Genomic DNA, 22,164 nt, shown 5'->3' on the forward strand with positions numbered 1-22,164 from the left:
GGATTCACACCTTAATTGCATGCATCGCTATTTTTTTAAACATTTAGTTTGACCGATCGGTCAGATTGTTTAGTAAAAAGCTTTACCGCCTCCCAAGAATGCAGGAGCCACCACCTTGAAAAGATATTGGTCTGAGTACACGAGCGAAGCGTTTTCCCGCCTCGAGCGTGAGAAGGTCGTGGCGGTTCTGCCCGTCGGCGCAATTGAACAGCACGGGCCTCATCTGCCACTGGCGGTGGATGCGGCGATTGTGGATGGCATGGTCAGAGAAACCATTGCCCGCCTGCCCAATGAGAGCCACGCGCTTTTTCTGCCAACGCAGGCCATCGGCAAAAGCAATGAGCACAGCCTTTACCCCGGCACGCTGACATTCTCGGCAGAGACTCTCATTCGCATGTGGTGTGAAATTGGCGCCTGCGTTGCCGCAAGCGGCGTTCGCAAAATGGCACTGCTCAACAGCCACGGCGGCCAAATCACCGTCATGGACATTGTGGCGCGCGAATTGCGTATCAAACACAAGATGATGGTGTTCAGCGTCAACTGGTTTGGCCTCGGAATGCCGGAAGGCGTTTACAGCGAGCACGATCTCAAGCACGGCATTCATGCCGGTGACATGGAAACCTCGGTCATGCTCGAATTCCACCCCGATCTGGTGGACATGTCGAAGGCACAGAATTTCCGCACACTGACCGAAACACTCGCTTCTGATTACAAGCATCTGTCACTCGGCGGTGGAGCGAAGCCCGCTTGGCAGATACAGGACATCAATCCTTACGGCGCCGCTGGCGATGCTACGCTCGCATCTGCCGAAAAAGGTCGTAAGACCATCGACTTTGCTGCCGAGCGGCTGGTCGAAGTTCTGGCCGAGATTGAACGAGCGCCGCTCTCGTGGCTTGATAACCAACCTGCCTGGTAAGGACGATGAGCGTGGCCCCCAACTCGCAAACTCCATCTTCCCTGATTGATATAAACAGCGTTTATAAGCAATATGGCACGGGCGTCATTGCGGTCAGCGATATGTCGCTCAAGATTGAACAAGGTCAATTCGTAAGCTTCCTCGGCCCATCGGGCTGCGGCAAGAGCACAGCGCTGCGCATGATCGCGGGCCTTGAATCCATTTCGGCAGGCGACATTCGTGTCAATGGCCATGCACCGGGCAAAGGCCCCATTGGTGCGCAGGACATCGGCTTTGTGTTTCAGGAACCGACGCTCATGCCGTGGGCCAGCGTTTTCGACAATGTTTATTTGCCGCTGCGTCTTTCCGGCATGTCGCGCAAAGATGCCACGCCGCGCGTCGAAGAAGTGCTCACACAGGTAGGTCTGTCGCGCTTTGCCGATGCCTATCCGCGTGAGCTTTCGGGCGGCATGAAAATGCGCGTTTCCATTGCCCGTGCACTGGTCACACGTCCGCGCCTTCTGTTGATGGATGAGCCTTTTGCGGCACTTGATGAAATGACGCGCTTCAAGCTCAACAATGATGTGTTGCGGCTCTGGCAAGAACACGGCCTGACCGTGATCTTTGTCACGCACAGCGTTTATGAGTCTGTCTATCTCTCAAACCGCGTCATCGTCATGGCTGCACGCCCCGGACGCGTGGTTGCGGATATTGCGATTGAAGGCAGCTATCCTCGCGCTGAAAATTTCCGCACCACAGAAGCTTACGCAACAGATTGCGCCCGCGTTTCCGATGCACTCACCGCAACGCTTTCGTCGCAAGACATTGACCACTGAGGACAGGGAAATGCAAAACCAAACGCCTGTTCTGAATTCCGAACAACACCGCCTCGCCCGTCGTGAACGCAATCTGCGCATCATCATGCCAACGCTTGCGATCATCATCGCACTTGGCATCTGGGAAGGTCTGGTGCGCTATTACAATGTGCCGCATTACCTGATCCCTGCTCCGTCGCTCATCGGCGAGACGCTGATCAAAGACGGGCCATCGCTGATGAACTCCATGTGGTTTACAGTTAAGCTCACGCTGATTTCGCTGCTCTGCGCGATTGTCGGCGGCGTTCTGCTCGGCATGATCTTCGCACTGTCGCGACCAATCGAAATGGCTTTCTTTCCGTTTGCCGTCATTCTTCAGGTAACGCCGGTGATTGCCATTGCACCGCTGATCCTGATCTATGTCCGCGATACGTTTTCAGCCCTGCTGATCTGCGCGTGGATTGTGGCTTTCTTCCCGATCCTGTCAAACACAGTCATCGGCCTGCGTAGCGCGGATCATAATCTGCGTGATCTATTCAAGCTTTATCGTGCCTCACCATGGCAGCGACTGCGCTATCTGCTTGCGCCAAGCGCCCTGCCTTATTTTATGGCAGCACTCAAGATCGCTGGTGGGCTCTCGCTGATCGGTGCTGTGGTGGCTGAATTTGTTGCAGGCAGCGCCGGCCAGAGCACTGGCCTCGCCTCGCGTATTCTGGAATCGAGCTTCCGCAATGAAATTCCGCGCATGTTTGCGGCCCTTTTCCTCGTTTCGCTGCTGGGCATTGTGATTTTCCTCATCACAAGCTGGCTGTCGCGCCTTGTGCTGGGACGCTGGCATGAAAGCGAGATTCGTCGTGAGCGCTGATATGTTGAAAGGCATCGCCATTGCTGGCCGCAGCGGTCATTACGACATCAGTATCGATGATGGGCGCATTGCATCGCTGACGCCAGCGCAAACAACAGGCGGCGGCTTTGTCACACCGCTTCTCGCTGATGTGCATGTGCATCTCGACAAGACATTCACCATTGGCCGTATTGCCGAGCGTGGCCGCGCCAAAGTCGAATGTCTGTTCGATGCCATTGATCTGATGAATATTGATCGCGAGAGCTGGAATGCCGAAGACATTCGCGCACGCGCCACACGCGGTCTTGAGGCAGCCTATGCGCAAGGCGTTGGCGCCATCCGAACCCATGTTGACTGGACAACGCCAGATGTGCCGACCGCGTGGCCAGTGCTGAACGAGCTGCGCGAGGAATGGAAAGACCGCATCGATCTGGAGCTTGCAGCCCTTATCCATGGCGATCTTGTGCTTGATGCAGGTTCAGCAATTGCTGAGCGCGTGGCAAATGATGGCGGCGTGCTTGGTGCTTTCTTCTATCGCAATGCTGATCTTGATGCCAAAATCGAAGAAATGTTTCGTTTGGCCATCCGGCATGATCTCAAGCTCGACTTTCACGTCGATGAAGGGCTTGAATTGGAAGCGGATGGCTTCTCGCTGATTGTTGCTGCAACCAAGCGTTACAAGATGGCGGGCCGCGTTCTTTGCGGTCATGCCTGTTCGCTTTCGCTGCGTTCGCCGGAAGAACTAAGCCGCATTCTTAATGCTGCCGCGGATGCGGGAACTGCACTCGTGTCGCTACCGACATCCAATCTCTATCTGCAAGACAGGCTTGGCGGAAAGTCGCCACGTCTTCGCGGTGTAGCACCGCTGAAAGAAGCGCGTCGCGCGGGCATAGACGCCATGCTTGGCTCCGACAATGTGCGTGACGCTTTCTATCCCTATGGCGATTACGATCCGCTTTCGGTTCTGCGTCTGGCAGCACCGGTCTGCCACCTTGAGCCGGATGAATGGCTCGACAGCATCACCACCCTGCCCGCCCGCTTCATCGGAAGCGACCGCGTTCAAGAGCTGTTTGAGGGTGGGCGCACAAATTTCATCTGGTATGAAGCCACAGACATTAATGATCTCATCAGCCGTCCGCAGGCGCGTCGCGTCGTCTGGCGCGATGGTATAAAAATTTAATCGGAGAACCCCATGAATTCTGCCGCACCACAGCGCATCTATGACTGGGCCGCGTTTCGCGCCGAAATCGAAGGCATCCGCATTTATGACGACCCCAAGCAGGTCGAACTGCGGTCCCGCGATTATTTCTGGTATAGCCCGATCCTGACGGAAGATATCGGCCATTATTTGGGCGACCTCGTCGTCATCCCGAAAGATCAGGATGAAGTGCGCCGCGTGGCGGCCGCAGCAGCCAAACTTCGCATTCCAATCACCGTTCGCGGCGGCGGCACCGGCAATTACGGCCAGTGCGTTCCGCTTGAAGGCGGCGTCATTCTCGATATGACCAAGATCGACCGCATCATCGCAATCGAACCCGGCAAGGTTCGCATTGAAGGTGGCGCGCGTATTTCACGCCTCGATGATGCCGTGCGTGAAACGGGACAGGAACTGTTGATGTATCCCTCGACCCGGCGCATTGCCACCATTGGCGGCTTTTTCTCAGGCGGATCGGGCGGTATCGGCTCCTTGCGTCACGGCATGTTGCGCGATGACGGCAACGTATTTTCTGTGAAGGTTCTCACCGTTGAACCAGAGCCAAAAATCATCGAACTCAAAGGCCGCGATATCCATAAGGTGCAGCACGCCTATGGCACCAACGGTATCATTCTTGAACTTGAAATCGGTCTCACCAAAGCGACAGAATGGGTGCATACTGCTGCATTATTCGATACTTATGAGGCAACGCTGAATTTCTGCCTTAAAGCGCTCGAAGACGATCTCGACTGTTATCTGCTGACAACGGTCGATCGTCGATTTGCACGTTTCTACACCAAGTTTGGTGATCTTTTCCCGTCCGACAAGGATGCAGTTTTTGCAATGATCGCGCCGGAAGAAGTGGCGCGTTTCGAACGACTGGCCACAGAGTTTGGCGGTAAGGTTTCCTTCTCGATGACACTGGATGAGTTGCACAAGGCGGGTTTACAGCCTGCTTACGAATGCGGCTGGAACCACACCACTCTTCAGGCGCTGAAGGCTGAGCCGGGCTGGACCTATTTGCAGGTGGCCTATCCACGGCCGTTCGACGTCGATGTGGTGACACGCCAGATCGAACGCTACGGCGACACTCAATATATGCATCACGAAATGGCGCGCCTGGAAGGCGAAGTGCAGATTTTCGCCCTGCCGCTTGTGCGCTTTGAAGGCCGTGATGAAATGTACCGCCTGATCGATGAACTCGAACAGGTTGACGGCTGCGATATTTACGATCCTCACGCCTATACCATCGAAGATGGTGGCATGAAGGAAATCGACAGCGTGCAGATCGAATTCAAAAAACAGGCGGATCCTTATGGACTGCTTAATCCCGGCAAAACCCGTGGCTGGACCGCCGACATGGCATTGAAGAATTAATCAAGGGGAACCAAAATGAAAAAGACACTCGTTGCAGGACTTGCTGCATTCACCATGGGCCTTTCCGCACAGATGGCCTATGCACTCGACAAGGTGACACTCGGCACCAACTGGCTGGCACAGGCCGGTCATGGCGGCTTCTATCAGGCCGTTGCCGATGGAACCTATGAAAAATATGGCCTCGATGTACAGATCGAAATGGGCGGACCACAGGTCAACAATCGCCCAATGCTGGCCGCTGGGCGTCTCGACTTTCTGCTGACGGGCAATCTGCTTTTGTCGTTCAACAATGTTGCCAATGGCGTGCCTACCACTGTTGTGGCTGCTTTCTATCAGAAAGACCCGCAGGCACTGATGGCACATGAAGGCGAATACAAAGATTTTAAAGACCTCGCCAATGCGGAAACGATCCTGATCTCCAAAGACGGTCAGTTCTCGTTCTGGCCATGGCTGGTCAAGGAATTCGGCTTCAAGGACGAGCAACTCCGTCCTTATGGCTATAGCCTTGCGCAGTTCCTTGGCGACAAGAAAACCGTACAGCAGGCCTATGCTACAGCCGAACCGATCTATGCCGAAAAAGAAGGCGCGAAAGTCACAACCTTCCTGCTCGCTGATCAGGGCTTTAACACATACGCAAACACCATTGAAACGCGTCAGCAGCTGATCGAAGAAAACCCGGAACTGGTGCAGCGCTTTGTGACAGCCTCAATCGAAGGCTGGAACAACTTTCTCTATGGCGACAACAGCAAGGCCTATGAGCTGATCCTCAAAGACAACGCGGATATGAGCAGGGAAACGCTGGATGCGGAGCTTGCACGCCTTAAAGAATTGCAGCTTATCGACAGCGGTGACACGCTGGAAAAAGGTATCGGCGCCATCGATATGAACCGCGTCAAGGCGTTTTACGAGCTGGCGCGCAAGTCTGGCATCGTCAGCGGCGATGAGCTGGATATGACCAAGGTTGCAACCGATGCCTTTGTTAACAAAGGTGCAGGTCTCGACATCAAGAAGCAACTGGGCCAATAAGTGCCTGTAATTAAGATAGCGGCTGGCACGTATGACAATAGATGACCAGAACGATGAGAACGAACTGACCGGACGAGACAAGGTTCTCGACCGCAGGCGTCGCATTCAGGGTGCTATTCGCACAGCCGCTATCGATGAATTTGCTGAAAAAGGGCTGGTCGGCGCATCAACGCAGGGCATCGCCCAGCGTGCTGGCCTGACCAAGCCGCAGCTTCATTATTACATTTCAAGCAAGGAAGAGCTTTACGAAGATATTCTTATCTTCATCCTTGATGAGTGGGAGGATATTTTCTTAGGCGTCAGCAGTGAAGAAGATCCGGCAGAGGTCATCCGGCAATATATTCGCGCAAAACTTAAATACAGCCAAAAAAATCCAAAGGCCTCCCGCCTCTTCACGACCGAAATCGCCAATGGCGCACCGTTCCTGAGCCGTCATTGGAAAAAACACGTCTCTGCAACCCACAATGCGGTTAAGCTCATTCAGTCGTGGGTTGATGATGGACGCATCAAGCCGGTGGATCCGCTATTGTTTCAGATGCATATCTGGGCGGTTACCCAACATTATGCAGATTTTGAAGCACAGGTCCGCAGTATGATGTCGTTGAGTAAAGACGAGCCTCTGGACCTCGATCGCATCGAAAAGGAAGTCTCGACGCTGTTTTTGCGCGCCTGCGGGCTGGAATAAACTCGGCTCCAAATGAAAAGGAGCAGGCTCCTCCCCAAGAACCTGCTCCCGAATGCATCGCCCCCCGCCAAAGGTGGTCGATGCTAAAAAGTATATCTTCCAAGGCAAAGCCTCTCAAAGCCAGAAGAAGATATATATAATACTGGACAACTTTAACGCACGTTTGCGCTGATATGCAACCTCATTCTTGTTATAAATTTGTCTAATTTGAAGTTCCTTTGCAAAGCCATAAACAAAGAAAAGCCCGGTATAAACCGGGCTTATCGATTATCTGGGCTGCTTATTCAGCAAGCCATTCCTTGATCCGATCAGGATGCTCGGCAATATATTTGTCGACAGCCTTTTCATAAGATGTTTCCTGCGCTTCAAACATTGCCGTTTCAAGCTCACTGATCGGAATGCTCATCTTGGTAAGGAAAGCGGCCGCCTTGGGGTTATCTTCCTTGAAGCCTTTGCGGGCAATCGCATCGACATGCTCCGCACCACCCAATGCACCTTCAGGATCAGCAATATAACGCAGCTTATATTTGCCGAACATCCAATGTGGGCTCCATGACGTGGCGACAAACCAGCCATCCGAACGTGTCGCACGATCAACCGTCGTCAGCATCGCGGCTTCACTGGAAATATTGAGCTTGTAATCAAGGCCATATTTCTTGATTGCCTCTTCAGACAGACGGGTAAGGCCAGCACCCGGATCGATGCCTTGAATCTCGCCCTTCAGCTTCTCGCGAACTTCTGGCTTTTTAAGGTCTTCGATTGAGCTGATTTCGCTTTCAGGAATGTAATCCGGAACGATCCAGCCAAGCTTCGCACCTTCGTAAAGCGGTCCGAGATTTTCAACCTTGTCTTCCACACGCTTGTAATAATCGGCATGCGTTTCCGGCAGCCAGGCCATCATCATGGCGTCAATATCACCGCGGCTTACGCCCTGATAAAGCGGTGCAACATCGGTCTGGACCAGTTCAACCTTCTGGCCAAGATTGTCCTGAATAATCTTTGCAGCAAGCTTCGTTACAAATTCTGCATCAGACCATGGGGCCCAACCAATTTTTACGGTTTTGCTATCCTGCGCGAAAGCTGCTCCGGCAGTCATGCTGCCTGCAACAACGGCTGCGAGGCCAATTTTGGTCAGTTTACCGAACATAGTTTCTCCTTTGAATTGAATCTGTTCCCGATTTTTATTCATGCTTCCTGCTTGCGGAACGATGACGAGGATGGCTCTTCGCTGGTCTTTTTCATAAAGGACAGCTTTTTGAAGAACCCCAGCACGCCGCCGGAATTTCCTTTGCCAAAGCTTTGCGTTATGCGGTCAAGAATGACGGCAAGAATGACCACTGCAAGGCCGCCTTCAAAGCCCTTGCCGACATCAAGACGCTGGATGCCCGTCAGAACCGTATTACCAAGACCGCCAGCCCCGATCATCGATGCGATAACCACCATCGAAAGCGACAACATGATTGTCTGGTTCATACCGGCCATGATGGACGGCATGGCGTTGGGGAGTTGAACCTTGAAGAGCAGCTGCCGTGATGTGCAACCAAATGCGAGACCCGCTTCGACAAATTCGGCATCAACCTGGCGGATACCGAGATTGGTCAAACGCACCACCGGCGGCATTGCAAAGATGACCGTCGCAATTGTACCTGGAACAGCGCCAAGGCCAAAAAACATTGCGGCCGGAATAAGATAGACAAATGCAGGCATGGTCTGCATCAGATCAAGTACCGGACGAATAACGGATGCGACCGTGTCGTTGCGCGCCATGGCAATGCCAAGCGGAATACCAATGACCACCGCGATAATCGTTGAGGCCAGCACGAGCGACAGGCTTTCCATGGTGCCAATCCACAGCCCCATATGAATGATGAGTGCAAGTGCCAACACCGTGAAAACTGCAAATTTCCAGCCAACGCGCCACAACGCGAGCAGAGCGAGAATAGCAATACCGGCATAGGGTGGAATTGCCAGAAGTGCGTTTTGAATACCGTCGGTTACAAAGCCGATGGTGGCCGCGATCATATTGAGCGCAGGCGTAAAATGATCGAGGATATAATTGACGATTGTATCCGCCCATCCGCCGATACTGAAATTCAAATCCATGGTTTACCGTCCATTTCAGATCGAGTTACCTATGGCCGGGCAAATGCCCGAAAACCTGAGATCGTGTGGGGCGCAATTCAACCCGTGCGGCCCAGCGTCTCAAGCAATGCCGATTTACTGATAGCGCCGAGATAGCGATTGTGCCGATCGGTGACAGGCACCGGCCACGAGCTTTCAGCCACGCGCATCAAAAGCCCTGAAAGCGGCGCGTCCGCTGGTATCGCTACAGCAGCGTCCGGATGTTCACCATCAGCCTTGACACCGCCATTGAGAAGCGCATCGCGTGTGACCACACCGCGATAAATGCGATCCGCATCAAGAAGCACGCCATATGACTTGCCGCTTGCATCCAGCTTTTCCAATGCCGAAGACAATTGTGCCGGATCGAAGATAATCAATTCGTCTTCACGCGCCACATCGGCAGCTTTGAACACCCGCGAAACATCAACGTTGCGGAAAAATGAACGCACATAATCATTGGCAGGCGCCGAAACGATTTCGTTTGGCGTTCCGACCTGGACGACCTTACCATGTTGCATGATGCAAATACGGTCGCCAATACGCATGGCTTCATCAATATCATGGCTGACGAAAATGATCGTGCGGCTGTTTTCAGCCTGAAGACGCTTCAATTCATCCTGCATTTCCGTACGAATAAGCGGATCTAGCGCGGAGAAAGCTTCGTCCATCAATAGAATTGTCGGCTCACTCGCCAAAGCACGGGCCAAACCAACACGCTGCTTCATGCCACCTGAAAGCTGATCCGGCATCGAATGCGCATAAGGCTCAAGACCGACCGCTGCCAGCGCTTTCAATGCATTTTCATGCCGTTCGGCCTCGCCCATTCCCGCAACTTCAAGTCCGAATGAAGCGTTGTTTAATACGGTTCGATTGGGAAGCAGGGCAAAAGACTGAAAAACCATGCTCATGTCGCGTCGACGAAGATCAATCAGCTCGCGCTTCGACATTTTGACAATGTCACGGCCATCAACTTCAATGGAACCGTCTGTGGGCTCGATAAGCCGGTTTAGCAGGCGTAACAGCGTCGATTTACCTGAACCTGAAAGGCCCATGATGACGAATACTTCGCCTTCTTTAATATCGAAACTCGCGTTGTCTACGCCGATTGTAGCACCATGATCACTGTGTATCTGGGCTTTTGATTTACCTGCGCGCAATTCCTGCATTGCGCGCTTCGGATCGTCGCCGAAGACTTTAAACACGCCATTCAAGCTTATCTTTGTCTTAGCAGGCGACTTCATACTATCTTCCTTGTATAAAATACCATGCATTATGTTTAACCCCGCTGTGCTGGCGGGTTTAATCTCCTTATTAACATCATTATTTGCTCATTCATGCGCGAATTTGACATGCGCAACTTGCAGGCAGTGAGCAGCCCACAATGAATGATTAGCGTTTGGTGTGTTCTATTTATATAGGTCATTTCCAGACATGTCCACCCACAGTCACGGATTCATCTTTGCGCACCCCGTCCCCTTGTTCGTTTTTGATGGGGTACGCTACGAAATATGAGGGCTAGCAGACCTATCCGGTGACCGGAGTTAATCTGCCAGCCTGACAATCATAGTAATGCCGTGAAAGGGTTGCGCAGGAGCGAACTGCGACAAATATGCTATTGGCTGCGACATCGTGTAATTTAGTATTCGCAGACTATAATTCCACAAAATTACAGTAAATTTGTATGATTATACTTTTATCTTACGCAACATCATCTGGCAGAAAAAAGGGCGCAAATCAGTCGATATGCGCCCCAAAAATTGCCTTGCTGTGCGAAGGTTAATTTATCGATTAACCATATATCCAACGAAGCCCGTTATGCGCCATCGACCTCTATCTCGCCGGCAGAAATAAAGTGTCTGCCAGTCGAGCACATCATGGCTTCCGTCCTGTTTTGCGATGGCTCCATCGAATTTTTTTCGTGCAATTGCGACATCGCCGGTGATGTCAATCACGCTGAGTCGCGTTGCGCGAAATATACCTTCCGCAAGAGATTCGGCATATTCGGTCGCTGCACTGTGAGCCGCCTGACGCAGCCATTCATCACGATAGGCCGCGAGTGTCGGAAAAGCGGCATCCCATTTGTCAGGATTTTCTTCACCGTGCGCGTGAATACCAAGAAAGCGCGTTTCATCGAAATCATCGGCCACCAGCTCCCAATTCTGGGAGACAAAGGCCTCAATATCGCGACCGACCAGCATCTCCCAGATCTGCGCGCGGTCATTGTCACCAGTAAATGGATTGGTCCTGTTCGTCATTTCAGCTTACCGCGTGCTGCCACCGGCAGAATATCAATGACATCATCACCTGAAATCAGATGCACTTCGTCGAAGAGATTGGAAACAACACAGACATGATCAGGGATGACGCGCACCTTGTCACCAACTTTCAAACCGGCAATATCACCCTTCACCGTTCCATGCTCTTCGCTCAGGCCCGTCACGCGCGCATCGGGTCGCCCTGCCAGTTCGCCAAAATCGGCAAGGCCCAAAGTATCGCTGGACAGCGCCTTAGAACCTGCATCAATGATCGCACGATCCGCCGTTGGATGGCTGACAATCGTTGAAAGTACGCTCAATGCACAATCATCCGGCGTTGCAGCACCTTTTGCGACCTGAAAGCGGTCAAAGTAAATATACGTGCCCGGACGATATTCGGTGATCACGTTTTCTCTGGGTGAATACCACATATCCGGCGTGCCACCGCTCGAAATCGTCTCGCATTCAAGACCATTTGCAGCCAGGAGATTGCGCGCTTCAAAAAGCCACTGCTCAGCCTCAGCGGCTTTGCCTGTTGCCGGATAGGTCATGAGACCGCCGAACTTAAGCCCCTTGCTCTCATGGATCCGTCGCGCCAGTTTCAATGCCTCCTGAGCCGTTTGCACGCCACAGCGCCCCATGCCTGTATCGCATTCAATCAGGACTTTTAGCGGACGCCCTGCATTGGTAAAACGTTCAGCCAAGCCTTCGAGGCTGGTGAAATTATCAACCGTCACGGAAATCGTGATACGCTGATGAAGGGCATAAAGCCGATCAAGCTTGTCCTTGCCTAAAATATTATAGGGCAGAAAAATATCGACAATGCCTGCATCAGCCATCACTTCTGCTTCGCCGAGCTTCTGGCAGGTAACGCCCACTGCACCAGCCTCAATCTGGCGGCGTGCGAAAAAAGGCAATTTATGCGTTTTGATATGCGGGCGCAGCTTTACCCCGATTTTATCGGCATGAGCCTGTGCCTTGATTATATTTGCCTGCACACGATTTACATCAATCAGGATGGCAGGTGTATCAATCTCACCAATTGTTTTAGGCCTTGTCATTCATTCTGTCTCCCGGCAGTCAGTCTCCCAGTGGTAAACTCGGATCATCCACTTTGAGCATATTCAGGCTCTGCTTGATGCGTCTGAGACGTTCAAGCACTTCAGTACCGCGCATCTCCGCAGTGGCTGTCGCAATCATGTCCACAATTGCCAACAAAGCAAAGCGCGAAGACGTCGGCTTATAAAGATTACCATCTTCATTCACGAGGAACGGAATAACCGTGTTAACGGTTCCTGCAAGATCGGAACCCGGTGCCGTGATTGCCACAGTTTCAGCACCATATTGCTTTGCCACCTCTGCCGCCTCAATCACCGAACGCGCATAGCCAGAAACGGAAAAGGCAATCACCATTGTTTTGGATTCAGCAATTGCCGCATACATGCGTTGCAACTGCCCATCAATCTGCGCCACCACCGGAATGCCAAGCCGAAAAAGCCGGTTCTGCATTTCCGTTGCCATCATTGAGGAAATTCCACCTGAACCGATACACAAAACAGAACCAGAAACGGCAATCCGCCCGGCAATATTCATAATCACCGACATGTCGAGATTGTCACTGGCGCGCTGAATGGCAGAAATTGCGCCATCTGTAATTGCAAGCGCAATGCGCGCCTCACGCACATCCCGCGAAGGCGCTTCTGCCGACAAATATTGTCCGCCAATCGCCAATGCTTGTGCGAGAAAAAATTTAAAATCGCGAACCCCGTCGCAACCCAATGCTCTGCAAAACCGTGTAACCGTTGGCTCGCTGACGCCGGCGCGCTGGGCAATTTCGGAAATCGCAGCCTTGGAGATATAATCCGGCTCGGCAAGCACCAGGGCTGCCATTCTCCGCTCAGACTTTGACCCATCCTGCGCCACCGCGTGAAGCTGTGAGAGGATGTCAGCGATCTTGCTCATACTGGCTTAAAGCGGCAAGCCGCTTTCCTTATCAAACAGATGAATATGTTGCGGACTTGCCGTTACAGGGACTCGCTCTCCGGGTGCAAGGTGAATACGCTCGCGAAAAACAGCGCGCACAGCTTCGCCGGCAATTTTCCCGTAAACGTGAGTTTCGGGTCCGGTTGGTTCCACCACTTCAATGGTGAGCGTCAGCCCCTCACCCTCTTTTGCAATAATAAAATTTTCCGGCCGCACGCCCAATTCAGCACTTCGTCCCGACACAGACTTAACGGCGACATTGATCTCTTCGCCCGCCGTGGTTCGGAATTTCTCACCCTCGATTAACGCACCCGGAATAAAGCTCATGGATGGGGACCCCATAAAACCTGCAACGAACTTATTTGCGGGTCGGTCATAAAGGTCGAGCGGTGCACCAATCTGTTGAATCTTTCCCTGATTCATCACGACAATCCGGTCGGCCATTGTCATGGCTTCGATCTGGTCATGGGTTACATAAATCACTGTTGATTTAAGCCTTTGATGCAAGGCTTTAATTTCTGTGCGCATCTGCACGCGCAACTGCGCATCCAGATTGGATAATGGCTCATCGAACAAAAATACCGATGGCTCGCGCACAATAGCGCGCCCCATGGCCACGCGCTGGCGCTGGCCGCCGGAAAGCTGGCGTGGATAGCGGTCGAGATAGGAATGGAGATTGAGTATGCCTGCGGCCTTATCGACCTTGGCCGCCGTTGTCGCCCTATCCTCGCCACGAATGCGCGGACCAAAGCCAATATTCTCCCGCGCGGTCATATGCGGAAACAGCGCATAGGATTGAAACACCATTGCGATGTTGCGCTTTTGCGGCGGATAATCATTGGCGCGTTCACCACCAATGATAAGATCTCCCCCGGTGATCGGCTCCAATCCCGCAACCATTCGCAAAAGTGTGGACTTTCCGCATCCTGACGGTCCGACGAGAACAAGAAATTCACCGTCCTCTATATCCAGATCAATGCGGTGGAGCACATCAAGCTGGCCAAAAGTCTTCGTAACCCCGCGCAAGGAAACGTTTTTCATCACTCAGCTCCCACCTAAAATATCGTCAATAAAAGGCCTGCACCCGGCCATCAGCCCGGCATCGACCGGCAATACCGTGCCGGTTATCCCAGAGGCGCGACTTGATGCTAAAAATGCCACCGCCTCGGCCACCTCGGCCACGTCGACGATACGCCCCAAAGGATAAAGCCGCCGCAATTTGTCAAGAACTGCCGGGTCTTTTGCAATGCGATGATCCCATGCAGCCGTGCGGATTGATCCGGGGCAAACCGTATTGGCGCGCAAGCCATAGGCACCATATTCAACCGCAAGCGCCCGCACAAAAGCATTGATACCCGCCTTGGCTGCGGCATAGGCCGGATTGCCAAAATGCATGAGTGAATTGATCGATGAGATGAAGACGAAGCTGCCGCTTCCGCGCTTGGCCATTGATCGCGCCAACGCAGTCGAAAACACTGCCACACTGGTCAGATTGACGTCAATTTCCGTGGAGATCCGCCCCTCGTCGAGGGCTTCAAATGTATCGGCGCGCGTCCATCCTGCATTGTTGATAACAATGTCGGGCGCACCGCTTGTCGCGATAATGTGTTGGGCAGCCGTTTCCAAAGTTTCAGGCGCACCCAGATCAAACGCATGGCGCGCAGAAAATAAGTCGCCTTGCATTGCGTCAAGCGTCAAATCGCAGCCGACAATGCGCGCACCACGCGCCGCAAATAACTGCACGAGTGCTGTACCGACACCACCGCCAGCACCGGTTATCAAAACGGATTTTCCGGCAAAATCGCCTGAATTTTCCACTTCATTCCCCTTTTATATAGCGCTTTTTGCGCCTTTGATTGGGACAAGACTAAAATTCAAAATGTAAGTTTGCAACAAAACTTTTTACTTGAAAGCCGCTCATTTGCCGATAATGTAAGAAAATAACAAAAATTTAGCAAAAATTGCCTTGGGCAGTCGCAAAAGGGGAACGAAAACATGATGATAGCAAAATGGAAGTCCGGCTTTCTGGCTGGTTTAAGCATTCTGGCAATGAGCGCGTTTGCGCAGGCTGGCGAAGTGCGTATGACGGTCGCAGAATACAGCTCCAAAACCGGGCCATATTTCGAAGAAGTCAAAAAGGCCTTTGAAGCCGAGAACCCCGGCATCACACTCAATTTTGAAGTGGTGCCATGGGATGTTTTGCTGCAAAAGCTCACCACCGATATTTCTGCGGGCACCAATGCCGATTTGTCCATTATTGGCACACGCTGGTTGATCGATTTCGTTCAACAGGGCATTGCAGAGCCACTTGATGGTTATATGGATGATGCGTTCAAAGATCGCTTCATCGAAACATTCCTCTCGCCTTCGGTTCTGGAAGGCAAGACATACGGCCTGCCGATCGCAGCATCGGCACGCGCCATGTATTACAACAAGGACTTGCTTGAAAAAGCAGGCGTTGCCAATCCTCCGGCAAACTGGGATGAAGTCCAAGCCGCTGCCGAGAAAATCAAGGCGCTTGGCGGTGAGAACTATGGTTTTGGCCTTCAGGGCAAGGAAATCGAGACCGACGTCTATTATTACTATGCCATGTGGTCACAAGGGGCTGAAATCCTCAATAAGGACGGCACATCTGGCCTGAGTTCGCCGGGCGCACTTGCCGCCGCCAAGCTTTACAAATCCATGATCGATAACGGACAGACACAGCCCGGCGTCACGTCTTATGCGCGTGAAGATGTTCAGAACCTCTTCAAGCAGGGCAAAGTCGGCATGATGATCACTGCGCCGTTCCTGTCCAATCAAATCAAGGAAGAAGCACCGGACCTGAAATATGGTGTCGCGGCGATCCCTGCTGGCCCGACTGGTGCGCGCGGAACATATGGTGTGACCGATTCCGTGATTATGTTCCAGAATTCCAAAAACAAGGAAGAAGCATGGAAGGTGCTCGACTTCCTGTTCCAGAAAGACTGGCGTGCCAAGTTTACACAGGGCGAAGGTTTTCTTCCGGTGAACAAGGAAGAAGCGAAGATGGATTATTATGTCAATAATGCCGATCTTGCGGCCTTCACAGCACTGCTCCCCGATGCACGTTTTGCACCGGTCATTCCGGGTTGGGAAGAAATTGCGGATATCACGTCCAATGCCATGCAGAGCATCTATCTCGGCAAGGGCGAGCCGGAGGCCGTCCTGAAAGATGCTGCCGCTAAGGCCGATGCAATCCTGAAGAAATAAGCTCCAGTCATCCCGGCAGTGCAAGGACGTGCTGCCGGGGCATTTTTTTTCAACCGACACATGGGGTTTATGGCTGATGCAAAATCGCACACTGCCCTATTTCCTGATCTTGCCAAGCCTGCTTCTGGCTGCGGTGGTGATTTTCTGGCCGGTCGTTAATCTCATTGAAATTGCGACCCACGATGTGAACCGCTTTGGGCAATTGCGCGATTTTAACGGCGGGGCCAATTTCTCAGCACTCTTCACGTCCCCCGACTTCATCAATGCCCTTTGGCGCACAGGTTTCTGGACCATAGCCGTTGTCGGTGGGGCTTTATTGGTTTCCATTCCGGTTGCGATCATTCTCAATATGGATTTTTACGGGCGCTCCGTGGCGCGTGTTATCGTCATGCTGCCATGGGCCGTTTCGCTCACCATGACGGCTATCGTTTGGCGCTGGGCGCTGAATGGCGAAAGTGGAATGCTCAATTCTGCACTGCGCAATCTGGGGCTGATTGACAGCAATATTCAATGGCTGGCAAGCGCCGTAACCGCCTTTCCCATGCAAATACTGGTCGGCATTCTGGTGACTGTGCCTTTCACCACGACCATCTTTCTCGGTGGTCTTTCATCCATTCCTGATGATCTTTACGAAGCCTCATCTCTTGAAGGTGCCAGCCCATGGCAGCAGTTTCGCGAGATCACTTTTCCGCTGCTCAAACCCTTTATCAATATCGCGATTGTGCTCAACACAATCTATGTTTTCAACTCTTTTCCGATCATCTGGGTCATGACGCAAGGTGGTCCAGCAAATTCGACCGATATTCTGGTAACGCATCTCTATAAGCTGGCCTTCCGCCTTGGAAAACTCGGTGAAGCCTCGGCTGTATCGCTCATCATGCTGGCAATCCTGCTGGTGTTCACTGCCATATACATTCGCCTTGCCATGCGGAAGGAAACAGCATGAACAAACCCAAGCTGAAACGTACACTCCTCGCATGGCTGGCTCTTTCACCGCTCGTTGTTCTGACGCTGTTTCCTTTTGCTGTCATGTTTTTGACCGCCGTCAAACCACCGCAGGAAGTTCTCTCTCCGACATGGTGGCCGAGTGAATTTCATTGGCAGAATTTTTCGGAAATGTGGGTGCGCACGGGTTTCGGCACAGCGCTTCTCAATTCGCTCTACGTCTCTGTGATTGCCTCGGTTGGCGCCATTGTTTTCTCAATCCCCGCCGCTTATGCCATGTCGCGTTTTCGTTTTGCAGGTGACGGCGCGTTCCGGCAATTCCTGCTGATTTCACAGATGATTTCGCCCATCGTTCTGGTGCTTGGTCTGTTTCGCTTGCTGGCGGCCTATGGGCTGATTGAAAGTGTTACGGCGGTCGGTGCGGTTTATATGGCCTTCAACGTCGCATTTACGGTGTGGATGCTGCAAAGTTATTTCGATACCCTTCCCAAGGACCTTGAAGAAGCTTCCTGGATGGAAGGTGCGGGGCGCTTTAAAACATTGGTTAAAGTGTTCCTGCCGCTTTGCTTGCCGGCAATTGCGGTAACGACAATCTTCACTTTCATCAATGCTTGGAATGAGTTTGTTGTGGCACTGACAATGCTGCGCAGTCAGGCAACCTATACCTTGCCTATTCAGGTCTTCTCGCTGGTGGCTGGTCGCTACACCGTCGAGTGGCATTATGTGATGGCTGCCACTTTGGTTGCCACCCTGCCCGTTGCCGTGCTGTTTGTCTGGTTGCAGCGTTATCTCATCAAAGGATTGGCTTTGGGTGCAGTGAAATAACAAAGGGCGCGGAAATCTCCGCGCCCTTTTTCCATTTCCCTATCAATCAATGCGCCAGAAATGTCGAGATAAACGGCACATATGTGATCAGAGCCAACAGGATGAACAACGCCATATACATGCTGAAAGATTGGCGGACAAAATCCCCTACTCTGACCTTGGCGATATTACATACCATCAGCATAACCGTTCCAACCGGCGGTGTCAGTGTGCCGATTGACAGGTTCACAATGACGATAATGCCAAAATGAACCGGATCAATGCCAAGCGCCTTTACTGTCGGCATCAAGAGCGGCACCAGAACGATCATCAGCGCCGTGCCTTCAATGAGCGCGCCAAGGATCAACAGGATCACGTTAACAGCCAGCAGAAATGCATAGGGATTGCTGGTGAATGTTGAGATCAGCTGCATCAGCGACTGACCTGCCTGCTCCAGCGAAAACACCCATGCAAGCGCGGATGACGCCATGATAACCAGCATGACCGAGGCCGTGGATTTGGCGGTTTCGATCAGAGAATCCACCACGTGTGACACGCGCATTTCGCGGTAGATCACAAAGCCGATGATCAGAACCAACGTAACAGCAACCGCCCCCGCTTCCGTCGGCGTGAAGATATTCATGCGAATACCACCGATGATAGCAAAGAGAAGCAGAACCGCAGGCCATGCTGATGCAAGCGTTGAAGCGACCTCAGCGCCGCTCATACGCCTGTCGCGGCTTGGCTTATAGCCACGCTTCACAGAGGTCACATAAGCCGCAATCATCAGAATGATCGCTCCCAGAATGCCCGGAATAATACCAGCCATGAACATCTTGCCGATGGATACGTCAGCAATCAGACCATAGATGATCAAAGCAATACCCGGAGGAATAATCGGGGTGATCAACGAACCGGCAGCCGTCACACCGCATGAAAACGCCTTGTCATAGCCACGCTTGACCATTTCCGGCACCATCATGCGGGTTAGCATGGCGCTGTCTGCAAGATTGGACGCGCTGACACCGCCCATCAGGGTTGAAACCATGATGTTTGTCAGCGCCATGCCGCCACGCATACGGCCGACCAGAATATCTGCAACTTTGATCAAACGCTCGGCGATACCCGTGTGCGACATAACGGTGCCAAGCATAATAAAGAACGGGATCGCCAGCAGCGACGTGTTCTGTGCCGGGCTGATGAAACGCTGAACTGCGATGGCAATCGGCATCTGATTGAAGAACAGAAAATAGGTAAAGACCGCAATCAGAATAGCCACGTAAAGACGCATATTCAGCGCGATCAGCGCCAGCATGATGAGAACGATGGTGGTCAGGTTCATGCCTTGCCTCCCGCAAACGCGGCGCGCAAGGATTTGAAAGCGCCAGTAAACATATAAAGAGCGATGAGGACAAAGCCGACAGGCACCGCGATATCAATCCAGTAATAGGAAATACGCAGCACGTCAGTCACCTTGAACTGAGCGGCAACCGACAGCTTGTATCCGGCGTAGGACACATAAAGCAAAAACAGGCCAGAAAAGATTGAGATGATTGAATTCATCACAACCCGGAACTTTTCAGGCAAAATATCGACAAGCATCGGAATGGCAAGATGCTGGTTGTCCCGTTCTGCGGCAACGCTGCCCAGCATGATGATCCAGATCATCAGCAAGCCAGAAATTTCTTCTGTCCATTGCAGCGGCTGATGCAGCCAATAGCGCATCACCACCGCCACATTAAATAATGCAAGCAATATGAACAGCGGGGCTGCTGCAAGCCAGTCGATCAGTTTTTCAAAGTATTTCATCGGATTAAATTCCATGCAGATGCCGTGCCGGAGCAAAACTGCGGCACGGCAATATCCGAATTGAGATGGATCAGTTCTTCAGCTCTTCTTTGATCTTTTCATAAAGACCCGGCGACCATTCAGGAAACTGCGTATAGACCGTTTCAGCAAGCGCCTTGAAAGGAGCGCGATCGACTTCGATAACCTCGACGCCTGCCTCCTTCATCTTTTCGATCATTTCGTTGTCTTTTTCGATCGTCAGCTTTTGGCTGTAGAGACCGGCATCATATGCGGACTCATGGATCATCTTGAGCTGCTCTTCAGGCAGCGTTGAGAAGAAGGCTTCACCACCGACAATCAGAGCCACGTTGGTCAGATAACCGACTTTGCTGAGATACTTGGCTTCTTCCTGGAACTTCTGGCCATAGAGAACCGAAATCGGATTTTCGACGCCATCAATCACACCCTGCGCGAGCGCCGGGAAGGTTTCCCCCAGTGGCATCGGGGTCGGTGTTGCACCCATGGCTTCAAACGTCTTGATCTGCATGACGTTGTTCGGCACACGAATCTTCATACCCTTGAGGTCCTCAGGTGTACGGATCGGCTTCTTGGAAATGATCTGACGAATGCCATAAAGATAATTCGGCATCACAATGTGAATGCCTTTTTTCTTCAGTTCTTCGCTCTTTCCCTTGAACCATTCGCCGTCATAAACTTTGAAAAGCTCTGCCGGATCATCGCTCAGGAACGGGCCATAAAGCACGCCGAGATCCGGGTCATATTCTGCCAGAAAGCCAACATCGGAGATCGTCACAACATTGAGGCCCATCATGGCCTGCTCGGTTACATCCTTCTTGGAGCCGAGCTGCGAGCTTGGGTAAAGTTCCAGCGTGATTTCGCCATTGCTGCGCTTGGCAAGGTCGTCTTTCCAGTAATGCATCACCTCATCAAAAGGCTCGCCGGGATTGTTTTCATAGGCAACTTTGATCGAAACATTGGCAGCATATGCCACCATGCTTCCGGCCAGCAACATGCCAGCCGCGATTGCGCCAGTAACAAACTTCTTCATGGGTATCCTCCCGTTAGGGTCCTTAACTTATGGCCAATAGGCCGGGTTCCTCCGCACCATCTCCATGCCGTTCCTTCCCTGGCACGGAGATGCGCTTCGATTTCAGCAGCGTTCGATGATGATCTTCAAAACGTTGCGGTCGCTATCCCAATAAGGCAGCGCCTGTTCCGCTTCTTCAAAAGGAAATACCTTCGAGATAAGCTGGTCTGCATCATTTCCGAGCTTTTCGAGATGCGCGATGACAGCTTCAAAATCGGTGAGCGTCGCATTGCGCGAGCCCATGATGTCGAGTTCTTTGAGATTGAAGAACTGGGTCTGATAGGTCACGGGTGACTTGGAATAACCGACATAAACAACACGACCCGCAAAGCCTGCAAGGTCAACCGCCTGCGTGAAAGTGATCGGCAGTCCGACCGCTTCAAAAGCGATATCCACACCATCGTCATTGGTGAGTTCCTGCACGGAAGCCACCACGCCTTCACCACCCGGCAGCGCGTGCGTTGCGCCAAACTTCAATGCCAGTTCACGCTTTTCAGCACTCGGATCAATGGCGATAACCTTGGCACCACGCGCAACCGCACCAATCAGCACGCCCATGCCGATCATACCACAGCCAAGCACGGCAACGGTATCGCCAGCCTGAACACGTCCGCGTTCGACTGCATGGAAACCAACGGAAAGCGGCTCGACCAGTGCAAGATGGCGAGGTGCGAGGCTCTCATTCAGGATCAGCTTTTCGGCTGGCAACACAATCTGTTCTGCCAGTCCACCATTCTGCTGCACGCCAAGCGTCTTGTTATAGCGGCAGGCATTCAAGCGGCCTTTGCGGCAGGACGAACAGGTTCCGCAATTGGTGTAAGGCAACACAATAACGCGTCTGCCCTTGGCATAGGCCGCACTCACGCCCTCACCCGCCTCAATGATCTCGCCGCCGATTTCATGGCCTGGAATGCGCGGCAATTCCACCAGTGGGTTAAGCCCCTTAAACGTATTCAAATCGCTGCCGCAAAGCCCCACATGCTTCACGCTCACCCGGACATGACCGGGCAAGAGTGGCGCTTCGGGAATTTCGGCAAAACGCGTTATGTTCTCGCTCTCGATACGCAGAGCTTTGACCATCAGAATATT

22 protein-coding genes are annotated in these 22,164 nt (G+C 52.4%); 10 read left to right on the forward strand and 12 right to left on the reverse strand.

Annotation, left to right across the window (positions count from 1 at the left end):
- Positions 1-115: 115 nt before the first annotated feature.
- From OPR82_RS08745 to OPR82_RS08775, 7 genes are read left to right on the forward strand one after another with little or no spacing between them, the layout of a single operon-like run.
- Positions 116-916, forward strand: a complete 801-nt coding sequence (locus tag OPR82_RS08745; protein WP_265984343.1) for a creatininase family protein — start codon at positions 116-118, stop codon at positions 914-916.
- A gap of 5 nt (positions 917-921) precedes the next feature.
- A complete protein-coding gene (locus tag OPR82_RS08750; protein WP_265984344.1) occupies positions 922-1,731 on the forward strand; it encodes an ABC transporter ATP-binding protein in 810 nt (269 codons plus the stop codon).
- A gap of 10 nt (positions 1,732-1,741) precedes the next feature.
- Positions 1,742-2,575: an ABC transporter permease gene (locus OPR82_RS08755; RefSeq protein ID WP_265984346.1), complete on the forward strand. Its 834-nt coding sequence runs from the start codon at positions 1,742-1,744 to the stop codon at positions 2,573-2,575.
- Positions 2,547-3,734 carry an amidohydrolase family protein gene (locus OPR82_RS08760; protein WP_265984348.1) on the forward strand — a complete coding sequence of 396 codons (1,188 nt, stop codon included), beginning with the start codon at positions 2,547-2,549 and terminating at the stop codon, positions 3,732-3,734. Before OPR82_RS08755 ends, OPR82_RS08760 begins: the two co-directional genes overlap by 29 nt.
- A gap of 12 nt (positions 3,735-3,746) precedes the next feature.
- Entirely contained in the window at positions 3,747-5,126 is a 1,380-nt protein-coding gene (locus tag OPR82_RS08765; protein WP_265984350.1) for an FAD-binding oxidoreductase, read from the forward strand.
- Positions 5,127-5,141: 15 nt separating this feature from the next.
- Positions 5,142-6,152 (forward strand): ABC transporter substrate-binding protein, encoded by a 1,011-nt coding sequence (locus OPR82_RS08770; protein ID WP_265984353.1) that lies wholly within the window; start codon positions 5,142-5,144, stop codon positions 6,150-6,152.
- Positions 6,153-6,183: 31 nt separating this feature from the next.
- Positions 6,184-6,837, forward strand: a complete 654-nt coding sequence (locus OPR82_RS08775) for a TetR family transcriptional regulator C-terminal domain-containing protein (protein WP_265984355.1) — start codon at positions 6,184-6,186, stop codon at positions 6,835-6,837.
- 280 nt (positions 6,838-7,117) lie between these two features.
- Here OPR82_RS08775 and OPR82_RS08780 read toward each other — a convergent pair whose 3' ends face one another.
- The 8 genes from OPR82_RS08780 to OPR82_RS08815 form a co-directional block, all read right to left on the reverse strand.
- Entirely contained in the window at positions 7,118-7,984 is an 867-nt protein-coding gene (locus tag OPR82_RS08780) for a glycine betaine ABC transporter substrate-binding protein (RefSeq protein WP_265984356.1), read from the reverse strand.
- 38 nt (positions 7,985-8,022) lie between these two features.
- On the reverse strand, positions 8,023-8,940 hold the full coding sequence (locus OPR82_RS08785; protein WP_265984358.1) for an ABC transporter permease: 918 nt from the start codon (positions 8,938-8,940) through the stop codon (positions 8,023-8,025).
- A gap of 77 nt (positions 8,941-9,017) precedes the next feature.
- Positions 9,018-10,202, reverse strand: coding sequence for a glycine betaine/L-proline ABC transporter ATP-binding protein ProV (gene proV, locus OPR82_RS08790; RefSeq protein WP_265984359.1), 1,185 nt, complete (start codon positions 10,200-10,202; stop codon positions 9,018-9,020).
- 540 nt (positions 10,203-10,742) lie between these two features.
- Positions 10,743-11,216 carry a hypothetical protein gene (locus tag OPR82_RS08795; RefSeq protein WP_265984361.1) on the reverse strand — a complete coding sequence of 158 codons (474 nt, stop codon included), beginning with the start codon at positions 11,214-11,216 and terminating at the stop codon, positions 10,743-10,745.
- Positions 11,213-12,277 (reverse strand): D-TA family PLP-dependent enzyme, encoded by a 1,065-nt coding sequence (locus OPR82_RS08800; protein ID WP_265984362.1) that lies wholly within the window; start codon positions 12,275-12,277, stop codon positions 11,213-11,215. The genes OPR82_RS08795 and OPR82_RS08800 overlap by 4 nt, the downstream gene beginning before the upstream one ends.
- A gap of 19 nt (positions 12,278-12,296) precedes the next feature.
- Complete coding sequence (locus OPR82_RS08805) at positions 12,297-13,178, reverse strand: MurR/RpiR family transcriptional regulator (protein WP_265984363.1); 882 nt, start codon at positions 13,176-13,178, stop codon at positions 12,297-12,299.
- Between the two features lie 6 nt (positions 13,179-13,184).
- Complete coding sequence (locus tag OPR82_RS08810; protein WP_265984364.1) at positions 13,185-14,240, reverse strand: ABC transporter ATP-binding protein; 1,056 nt, start codon at positions 14,238-14,240, stop codon at positions 13,185-13,187.
- 3 nt (positions 14,241-14,243) lie between these two features.
- The gene (locus tag OPR82_RS08815; RefSeq protein WP_265984365.1) at positions 14,244-15,017 is read right to left on the reverse strand and encodes an SDR family NAD(P)-dependent oxidoreductase; all 774 of its coding nucleotides are present in this window, start codon (positions 15,015-15,017) and stop codon (positions 14,244-14,246) included.
- Positions 15,018-15,194: 177 nt separating this feature from the next.
- On the opposite strand from OPR82_RS08815, the gene OPR82_RS08820 reads away from it, so the two are divergent.
- The 3 genes from OPR82_RS08820 to OPR82_RS08830 all read left to right on the forward strand — a co-directional run bounded on the left by OPR82_RS08820 (position 15,195) and on the right by OPR82_RS08830 (position 18,200).
- Positions 15,195-16,430: an ABC transporter substrate-binding protein gene (locus tag OPR82_RS08820; RefSeq protein ID WP_265984366.1), complete on the forward strand. Its 1,236-nt coding sequence runs from the start codon at positions 15,195-15,197 to the stop codon at positions 16,428-16,430.
- 76 nt (positions 16,431-16,506) lie between these two features.
- Positions 16,507-17,376, forward strand: a complete 870-nt coding sequence (locus OPR82_RS08825) for a carbohydrate ABC transporter permease (protein WP_265984368.1) — start codon at positions 16,507-16,509, stop codon at positions 17,374-17,376.
- On the forward strand, positions 17,373-18,200 hold the full coding sequence (locus tag OPR82_RS08830; protein ID WP_265984370.1) for a carbohydrate ABC transporter permease: 828 nt from the start codon (positions 17,373-17,375) through the stop codon (positions 18,198-18,200). Before OPR82_RS08825 ends, OPR82_RS08830 begins: the two co-directional genes overlap by 4 nt.
- Positions 18,201-18,246: 46 nt before the next feature.
- Here OPR82_RS08830 and OPR82_RS08835 read toward each other — a convergent pair whose 3' ends face one another.
- The 4 genes from OPR82_RS08835 to OPR82_RS08850 form a co-directional block, all read right to left on the reverse strand.
- Positions 18,247-19,521 (reverse strand): TRAP transporter large permease, encoded by a 1,275-nt coding sequence (locus tag OPR82_RS08835; protein ID WP_265984371.1) that lies wholly within the window; start codon positions 19,519-19,521, stop codon positions 18,247-18,249.
- Entirely contained in the window at positions 19,518-19,988 is a 471-nt protein-coding gene (locus OPR82_RS08840; protein ID WP_265984372.1) for a TRAP transporter small permease, read from the reverse strand. The genes OPR82_RS08835 and OPR82_RS08840 overlap by 4 nt, the downstream gene beginning before the upstream one ends.
- 70 nt (positions 19,989-20,058) lie before the next feature.
- Complete coding sequence (locus OPR82_RS08845; protein WP_265984374.1) at positions 20,059-21,036, reverse strand: C4-dicarboxylate TRAP transporter substrate-binding protein; 978 nt, start codon at positions 21,034-21,036, stop codon at positions 20,059-20,061.
- A 102-nt stretch (positions 21,037-21,138) separates the two neighbouring features.
- The gene (locus tag OPR82_RS08850) at positions 21,139-22,155 is read right to left on the reverse strand and encodes a zinc-binding alcohol dehydrogenase family protein (RefSeq protein ID WP_265984375.1); all 1,017 of its coding nucleotides are present in this window, start codon (positions 22,153-22,155) and stop codon (positions 21,139-21,141) included.
- Between the last annotated feature and the right edge of the window lie 9 nt (positions 22,156-22,164).

It is taken from the genome of Ochrobactrum chromiisoli, assembly GCF_026241335.1.
Lineage (GTDB): Bacteria > Pseudomonadota > Alphaproteobacteria > Rhizobiales > Rhizobiaceae > Brucella > Brucella chromiisoli.